General features: G+C 65.1%; 1 protein-coding gene. It reads right to left on the bottom strand.

Translation table 11 applies throughout. The features are described from left to right. The coding region (gene acs, locus ACESL5_RS09315) for an acetate--CoA ligase (RefSeq protein ID WP_372592507.1) at nucleotides 1–1,958 on the bottom strand (1,958 nt) is incomplete at its 3' end. Nucleotides 1,959–2,438: the final 480 nt, after the last annotated feature.

The raw sequence follows: 2,438 nt of genomic DNA on the forward strand, positions 1-2,438 counted from the left end.
TCGTTGCCCATCAGCTGATCGAGGATCGCCGGGTTCTCCAGGGTGGAGGTGTCGCCTTCCGGCGGCTCGCCCTTGGCGATGCCGCGCAGCAGGCGGCGCATGATCTTGCCAGAGCGGGTCTTGGGCAGGTTGTCGCCGAAGCGAATGTCGTCCGGCTTGGCGATCGGCCCGATCTGCTCGGCCACCCAGTTGCGCAGGGTCTTGACCATTTCCTCGGCATCCTCGCCCTGAGGGCGGTCACCCTTGACCACGACGAAGGCGACGATCGACTCGCCCTTGACGTCGTGCGGACGGCCCACGACGGCGGCCTCGGCCACCTCGGGGTGCGCCACCAGCGCCGACTCGACTTCCATGGTGCCCAGGCGATGGCCGGAGACGTTGATGACGTCGTCGATGCGACCCATGATCCAGATGTAGCCATCCTGGTCACGGCGTGCGGAGTCGCCGGCGAGGTAGTAGCCCGGCAGGTTGTCCGGGAAGTAGGTGCGCTGGAAGCGCTCGTCGTCGCCCCAGATGGTGCGCAGCATCGACGGCCAGGGCTTCCGGATCACGAGGTTGCCGCCGCTCTCGGTCGGAACCCTCTTGCCGTGATCGTCGACCACGTCGGCCATGATGCCCGGCAGCGGCAGGGTGCAGGACCCCGGCACCAGGTCGATCGCGCCCGGCAGCGGGGCGATCATGTGCGCGCCGGTCTCGGTCTGCCACCAGGTATCGGTGATCGGGCAACGGCCACCGCCGATGACCTGGTGGTACCAGACCCAGGCCTCGGGGTTGATCGGCTCACCTACCGTGCCCAGCAGGCGCAGGCTGGACAGGTCGTACTTGCCGGGCACCTCGTCGCCGAGCTTCATCAGCGCGCGGATGGCGGTCGGCGCGGTGTAGAACACGCTGACCTTGTGTCGCTCGACCATGTCCCAGAAGCGGCCACCGTCCGGGTAGGTCGGCACGCCTTCGAAGATCACCTGGGTCACGCCCAGGGCCAGCGGCCCGTAGGTGACGTAGGTGTGGCCGGTGATCCAGCCGACGTCCGCCGTGCACCAGTAGACGTCATCATCGTTGAGGTCGAAGACCCAGGAACAGGTCATCGCCGCGTTGACGAGATAGCCGCCCGAGGAATGCACGATGCCCTTGGGCTTGCCGGTGGAACCGGAGGTATAGAGGATGAACAGCGGGTGCTCGGCCTCGACCATGACCGGCTCGCACTCGGCCGGCTGCCCGTCGATCGCCTCGGCCCAGGTCAGCTCCTTCGCGCTGGAGCCGCCCGTGGCCACGCCACCGATGTGCTCGAGCATGATGACGGTCTCGACGGACGGGCAGCCGTGCTCGAGGGCCTTGTCCACCTGGCCCTTCAGGGTGACCTTCTTGCCGCCGCGCATGTTGCCGTCGGCGGTGATCACCAGCTTGGCCTCGGTGTCGTTGATGCGATCACGCAGCGCCTCGGCGGAGAAGCCGCCGAAGACCACCGAGTGGATCGCGCCGATCCGGGCGCAGGCCAGCATGGCCACTGTCGCCTCGGGGATCATCGGCAGGTAGATGATCACGCGATCACCCTTCTCCACACCCTGCGCCTTGAGCGCATTGGCAAACCGGGCGACACGATCGTGCAGATCCTGGTAGGAGATGTTCCTGACGGTGCCGTCGTCCGCCTCGCCGATGATGGCGGTCTTGTCCGCCTTTTCCGGCAGGTGACGGTCGATGCAGTTGACCGAGACGTTCAGCCGCCCGTCGGCGAACCACTTGAAGAACGGCGCGTTCGAGTCGTCCAGCACCTGGTTGAACGGCGTGTCCCAGGTGACGAACTCGCGCGCCAGGCGCGCCCAGAAGCCCTCGAAATCGCGCTCGGCCTCGGCGACCAGTTCGTCGTAGGCCGCGCGGGACCCGATTCTCGCCCGGTCGGAAAACTCCGGCGACGGCGAGAAGACGCGGTTCTCGCTCAGAATGGACTCGAGGTTATCCATAAAGACTCCATCGTGTACGTTTTCGATTCGAATCGCTTGCGCCCGACCAGCGGCGCTTCAGCCGTCTAGATTAGCAAAAATCGGCCGGTGACTGGGACCCTCGCCATCGCGCTGTCGATCGTTCCCGCGACCGGGCCGGCAACGGCCGACCACAACCAGGATGTTGCGGCGCATTCGTTCATTCGACCCGAGATTTGACGGGCAACTGACTGGCAGCACGGCAAATCCACGTTTTCATCAACCGGGTTATGCACAAAAGCTGTGGAGCGTTTCGTGGAAAACCCGCCGACAACCGGAAAGGGAAACGTCGGATCAAGCCCTTGCACAAACTGGGCATTTTTTGACCAGCGACCGAACCTCCCGGAGGCATCAACGCACAACCCGTTGTTTTACCGAGAACAGAACCCTCATTGCCCTTTCGTCAGGACATGGCAGGGAGCGTCGTCACCTCGGTATCCACGCTGAGGCCATCGACTCCGG

The sequence above is a fragment of the Guyparkeria sp. genome (genome assembly GCF_041687595.1).
Taxonomy (GTDB): Bacteria; Pseudomonadota; Gammaproteobacteria; order Halothiobacillales; family Halothiobacillaceae; genus Guyparkeria.